The following is a 5,805-nucleotide window of genomic DNA, read 5'->3' as shown; positions in this document are numbered from 1 at the left end:
TCAGCTGGCTCGCCGGTGGCGGTGTACGCGGGCCAGGACACCTCCAGGCCAGCTGTGCCGTCATCCGCCCGGCGTAACGAGATCGGCTCCGGTCGATGCTCGCTACCGGTGACCTCGTATGGCGCAAAACCCGACCGCGGGGCCGAACGCTGGTCGGGTGTCGCAAGAATCTGCGCGTCGTCGGCGAGGTCCGGCTTGCCATGCCGGCCGCCGCGACCCGGCAGGGTGGCGACGGCCGGACTGGTCGTCTCCTGCAGCAGCCGGGCCAGTTCTTCCGCGTGCTCGGCCACCGGCCCTGGGAGCATCGCGCGTATCCGCTCGACGTCGGTGCGCCCGGAGCGCAACACCAGCCGGATATGCGCTTCTTTGAACGAACCTGCCGACACCAGACCGGACCTGACCAGCCCCGCGCGCCAGTCCAGGAGCGCGGCCAGACGCGGGTCTTCGTCGATCGATCCCGGGTCCGTCATCAGAACACCATCGACCCGGATCCAGGTGGCGTCTCGCCAATGGCCATCGTCGGGTGGTCGCGCAGATCAGCTTCCACGTCCACCGAACCCGTTCGCGGGGCGAACATCGCGAAATCGTAGATCGGCAGCCCGTCGCCGACCTCCACCACCACGGCCCGATACCCCAAGCCGTGGCGGTCGACCGCGTCGTCGTGGATGGCGACCGCCGCACGCCCGGCCGTCGCGGCGGTGGTGGTGAACAGCGATGCGTCGAACGGGGCCGCGGCGGCCCGGTGGGGCAGGAGACCCTCGTTGAACTCGGCGGGCGAAACCCGTTGTCCGGTCGCCGACAGGACGATGGTGCCGATGAGTCTCCGGCCGATCGGGCTGTCCGGCCGGTCGAACATCTCCTGGACCTGACGCCACAGCGCGCTCGCGCCGGTGCAGGTCACCCTCCCCGACTCCACCGCGTGCGACCAGCGGTCCAGCGGCGAGCCTGAGCCGACGCCCGGCATGCGGAACAGCCCGGCCGGGTCCTCCGGCAGCCGCTCCCCGGCGGATTCGAGCATGCGTTCCCAAGGCGCGGTCAACCACCCCACCGCGTAGAGCTCCTGTTGCAGGGCGCGGGCGGTCTCGTCCGCGCCGCCGCTCGTCGGCGCGGCCACGGCGATCCGCATGCACCGCGGCAGCCCGTCGACGATCTGCGGGCGGGGCCGATGCAGGGGCGCGACCGGGCCGAACGGTGCGCGCAGCACCTCCCCGAGAACCCGGTTCCACGCCATCAATTGGCCGTACGCCGCCGACAGGCGACTGACGTCCTGTACGGCCGAACGCAGGTTGAGTTGCAGCGCCTCGAACTCACTCATCTGCGTTTTACGTAGGTTCAGCTCGGCGAACAGGTGGCGTTGCATCAGAATGAACATGATCAGCATCGCGACGAAGTACAGGACCAGCAGGACGCCACCGACCTGCAAGGGGAAGCGCCAACCGACCCACCGCTTGACGGCGACCCCGAGCAGGGCGAGCAGAACGGCGAACACCGTCCAACCGGCCGTCCGCATGATCGTCAGAATCGCCTGCTGGCGACGGCGTAGGGCACCGTCCTCCCCGGACCGGCCGGCAAGCTCCCTGATCCGCTCCACCAGACCTGCCACCTCCATGCGCGCGCGACCGAGGAAGTCGACCAGGATCGCGCTCGTCTGGGTCGCGTAGCTCCGCGCGGTCGCAGCCTCCCACTGGCCGAGCGCGGTGAAAGCCTGCCGCGCTTCGACGCCGGCGGCGGGGTCACCGAATGTGCGTTCTAGTCGGTGCTTGGCGTCGGCGGCGCCCAGCACGTCACCGCCGGCAACCTGCCGGATTCCGATCACCGCGGCCAGGGAGGCGGGCATGCCGGTGAACGCGTCCGCGGACGCCGGCACGACGTCGGCGCCGGTGGACACGACGCCGACGGCGCTGCCTACCCGGATCGGCTCGGGACCGGCGGATCGCCGGCCGCCGTCCGCGAGCGTCAGCGCGAAGTTTGCGTAGTCGACCCACAGCGCCGTGAGGTCCGGTTGTGCGAACTGACGCTGCTCCGCCCCACCGCCGAGCGCCGTCACCATCTCTTCGGCGCCACGCCCGATCTCCTGCCATTTCGACGGGTCACCGCCGGCGACCACCGAATAGGCGGAGTTGGACCCGCCGAACACGGTGTGCTGCACCGTAGCCGCCACCACCGAGGAAACCGAGTTGAGCATGCCGGCGAGCCACGCCGACGGTGCGTTACGCAGCGCGGCCCAGAGGAAGGACAGGAACAGTCGGCCGGCGGCGCGGGCCGAGATCGCCTGCGCCTCAGCGCCACCAACCTCGACCCTGCCCCCGCGCAGCACATCCCGATGTTTGGTCCACAGCGCCTGCGCCATCGACCGCGTCGCCGGCTGCACGTCCTGGACGTACAGCACCGAGGCCTGGGTGCTGCGCGGCAGCGGAAGCCGGCCACCGGAATCGAACAGCTGGCGACGAAGCTGGTCTTCGACCTCCAGCGCGTCGAGTTGGCGGTAGAACGCCCGCACCGCGCGCAGCGTCTGGCCCGGCAGGATCGCCAACTCGTCGAAGACGGTCTTCTCGACACCGTTCCACAGTCCGGCAACCGATGCGACCACCGGCGCCACGTAGCGCGCCACGTCGAGTTGATCGTCCAACCGCTCCAGTGCCGCGACCCCCAGCCCGGGGCCGGCTGAATCCTCTGGTGCCACAAGCAGGTTGTGCCAGCCCTCCAGAACCATGGCCGGGTCGTAGTAGGTGTCGGCCGCCGATCCCCGGGTGAAGAGCAGCCGCAGCAGCGTGATCGACGCCGACACCGCGCCGGCTCGGACGACCTGCTCCAACTTCTGCTCGTCGGCGCGGGTGACCCGATGTTCGGCGGGGGCATCCGCAGGAATCAGGACGGCGATGCGCACCCGGCTGTGCCGGTGGCCGGTGAGGATCTGCTGTAGCACGACAGTCGAGGAGTGGCCGCCCTGGACGAGGGTCGCCGGGATCGCGGTGTGTTGGACATCGGCCGCGTCCACCCACAGGAACGGCCCGACAAGCTCGACCGCCGCGTAGTCGGCGAGCAGCGCCAAGATCTCATCGGTCTCGCCGCGCGTGGCCAGGATGACGGTCAGCGCACGAGGATTCGGATGCGACGCACTGGTCAAAACGTGCCGCCCTCCGGGATCGCGATGTCGGCGGGGTCGCCGGTCTCCGGTGACCCGAATGCCGAGCCGGCCGGCGAAGTGCGATCCGCTTCGATCTGTGCGTTGACATCCCGGATGATCCGGATTAGCGATTCGGTGGCCCAGAAGACGTCCGGCGCCACGTCCCGGAAGATCGGGGTGTTGCTGGCTTTCGCTCGACTGGTGATCGTCGTGTAGCGGCCGCTCTCCGCAGCCCCCGGACTGCCGGCAGGCAGGTACTCGGCGGCCAGGCCGCGCACCGTCGTCAGCCACTCGACCGCCGCGTCCGCCCTTTCCTGGGGGGTTTGCGCTGCGGAAACCTCCGGAATCCGCGACTTCAGTTGTCGATGCCCACCGCGGAGGAACTCTGCGACCCGGCCGGCCGCGGACAGTTGCACGATGCCGCTCGCCGGATCCTGGGAGTTGGCGTCATACATCTCGCGCAGCAGCCGGTATGGCCGAAGCGGGCGCATCACCGGCGGCTCGTGGCTTTGCGCGATCGCCAGCAGGATCGACTCCAGGACCGCCGGCAACCAGTCGTATGTCGCGACGAACTGCGACGGCGGGGTGAGTAACGGGTTCGGGAACCCGACCCACTGTTGGTCGGCGTCGTCGTAAATCCGCACCGGATCGGTGTACGGCGTCGGCGGGATCTGGACGTGCCCGGTCAACTGGCCGAGGAACCATCCCGCGGTCATCGTGCGACGCTCGGCGTCGGCGAGCGGAAGCGACGCCGGCAGCGGCCGGGAGCGGCGCAGTCGCCAGAACGCGGCGCGTCCCGGCCCGGCGGTCGACGACCACTGCTGCGCGGCCGGCTTGAGCACCGAATCGAACACCAGCGGTGAATAGTTGGGATACGACCCGAAGATGTCGATTCGGGTCACGCTGTCTTCGTCACCGAGCGCCCGGGCGAAGTTGTCCCTAGTCGCCTGGTCGATCCGCGGATTCGACCGCAGCACGTCGGCTAGGCCGTCGGCCGCCGGTTGCCCCTGGAACGGGATGTCGGAGAACTTGTACCGGTACTCCAACTGTTGGCCGGGATGCACGGTCTGCAACGACTGGTCGTTCACGCTTGCCAGCGGCCTGGCCAGCGCCAGCGCCGCCTGGAACTTGGTCACCATGTCAGTGCGGCGGTGTGCCAACTCGGATTCGGCGGCCCCGACCCCCTGGATGTAGTCACGCAGCGACACCTTGCAGAATTCCTGAAAGGCTTCACCGGGGCGCCCGACGTACAGTCGCGCGCGCGCCAGCAACTCACCGGGCCGGGTGTGCACGCCGTACCGGGCCAGTGACGGCACCAGTGACGCTTCATTCTCCGGGTCGACACCGAAAGCGCGGGTCACCCAGTTGGCGGTACGCTCCAACAGACCACCGGGCGCGACGATCCCGCCGGTGGTGGGCCACTGTCCGGCGATCACCTGTGCGGTACTACGTGCGACCGCGCCGTAGAACGGTGGCGTCGCCTGACCGCTCGCCACCGCCTTGGGCAGGTCCAGTTCGTACCGCGCCTTGAACTCGACCGAGTTGATCAGCAGCACCTCGTTGTTCGCCTCGGCGAACCGGCCGGGCACCAGTTCGTCGGCGTCCGACGGCCACGCGACGTACTGGTCGGTGGCGAGTCGGGCCAGCCCGATATCCGATGGCGGCGCGGTGCGGGCATTCTCCAGAATCACCTGCGCCTCACCGAGCGCGCCACCCAGCGGCATGAGAAGTTCCCCGCCGACCACCCGTAGAACATCGGCGATCCGCGCGGCAGCGGCCGCGTACAAGGCGCGCCGGACGTTGCCGTGAAACCCGTCGAGTGCGGTGTCGAGCACCTGATCGGCGTTGGTCATCACTCCGCGCAGCGCCACCAGCGTGGCCTCGATATCCGGGGGGAGCGCGGCGACATCCTTCGGTCCCATCAAGCCGAGGTCGGCCATCCCCTCGGCGAGTTCGTCACCGATGTAGCGGCGCAGCATCTCCACGACGCCGCGCGCGTAGGCAAGGCCGAAGTCCGCGACCGCCCGGGTGACAACGGTGTCCAGTCGATCGGCGAATTCGCGGTGCCAGGTGAATGCCAGCGTGTACGCCGCGTCGTTGACCGCCTCGATCAGCGCGCTCCGCCGGTTGGCCACGGCTTGCCGGAAGATCGGCACCCACTGCTCGGCGGCCATCCCCTGCGGGCTGGGCAGGTGCGCGCGAAGCTGGCGGTCGATCACCGAGTCGATGGCCGCCATGCCGGCGTTGGGCGAGAACGCTTCGGCGGTGATCCAACCGCCGAGGTTGCGCATCCGGGTCGACTCGTCGCCGGCCATCGGCGGTAGCCCGAGACCGCGGCACAGTCCCTCCCACTGGCTGTCCAGCAACGCGTCCAATTGTTCGGTGCCCGACGCCGGGTTACCGGGCTGCAGGTGCCCGAAGAGCAGCTTGTCGGCGCAGCTCCGGGCAAGTCGCTGCGCCGCGTACTCGGCGTAGCGGTCCCGGCCCATGCTCAGGCTGGCGAACCCATAGGTGCCCCAGGGCAGTGGGTCCCAGACCTCGTTGCCCCAGCCGAGCAGGTCGCGGTCGCCGGCCGGGGAGGCGGTGTTCCCCAGGTCATAGGAGACGAACTGGCCGCTGGCCCAGGGTCTCGGCAAAGTCGCATTTCAGCTGGTCAGCAGTAGTTTGATGGGCCTTTG

3 protein-coding genes are annotated in these 5,805 nt (G+C 69.4%); all 3 read right to left on the bottom strand.

Features of this window, described 5'->3' with window-relative positions:
- A partial coding sequence (locus tag AC2VNT_RS10695; protein ID WP_486946830.1) for a SaeA-related protein occupies window positions 1-470 on the bottom strand: 470 nt, incomplete at its 3' end.
- Window positions 470-3,127, bottom strand: a complete 2,658-nt coding sequence (locus AC2VNT_RS10690) for a hypothetical protein (protein WP_486946829.1) — start codon at window positions 3,125-3,127, stop codon at window positions 470-472. The genes AC2VNT_RS10695 and AC2VNT_RS10690, both read right to left, overlap by 1 nt.
- Window positions 3,124-5,763, bottom strand: a complete 2,640-nt coding sequence (locus tag AC2VNT_RS10685; protein ID WP_486946828.1) for a tubulin-like doman-containing protein — start codon at window positions 5,761-5,763, stop codon at window positions 3,124-3,126. The genes AC2VNT_RS10690 and AC2VNT_RS10685 overlap by 4 nt, the downstream gene beginning before the upstream one ends.
- Window positions 5,764-5,805 lie beyond the last annotated feature (42 nt).

The sequence above is a fragment of the Mycobacterium sp. TH-M15 genome (assembly GCF_057473705.1).
This window is presented reverse-complemented; position numbering and strand designations above follow the sequence as displayed.